Below are 275 nucleotides of genomic sequence, written 5' to 3' on the forward strand. Positions count from 1 at the left end.
AATAGGAGTCGAACCTATGACCTTTCGGGTATGAACCGAACGCTCTAGCCAACTAAGCTATACCGCCATATTCTGGTGCCCAGAGGCGGAATCGAACCACCGACACGGGGATTTTCAGTCCCCTGCTCTACCGACTGAGCTATCTGGGCATTTGGCGGAGAGGGTGGGATTCGAACCCACGGCCCCTTTCGAAGTCACTGGTTTTCAAGACCAGCTCCTTAAACCACTCGGACACCTCTCCATTGGTGATCTATCCGCGACTCGAACGCGGGACA

At 54.5% G+C, this 275-nt stretch carries 2 tRNA genes; both read right to left on the reverse strand.

From position 1 onward, the window contains the following. Positions 1–73: 73 nt before the first annotated feature. Positions 74–149, reverse strand: a tRNA-Phe gene (locus KGF39_RS19680). A 3-nt stretch (positions 150–152) separates the two neighbouring features. Next, positions 153–241: transfer RNA gene (locus KGF39_RS19685), tRNA-Ser, on the reverse strand. Positions 242–275: the final 34 nt, after the last annotated feature.

It is taken from the genome of Clostridioides sp. ZZV14-6345 (genome assembly GCF_020657775.1).
Taxonomy (GTDB): Bacteria; Bacillota; Clostridia; order Peptostreptococcales; family Peptostreptococcaceae; genus Clostridioides; species Clostridioides difficile_D.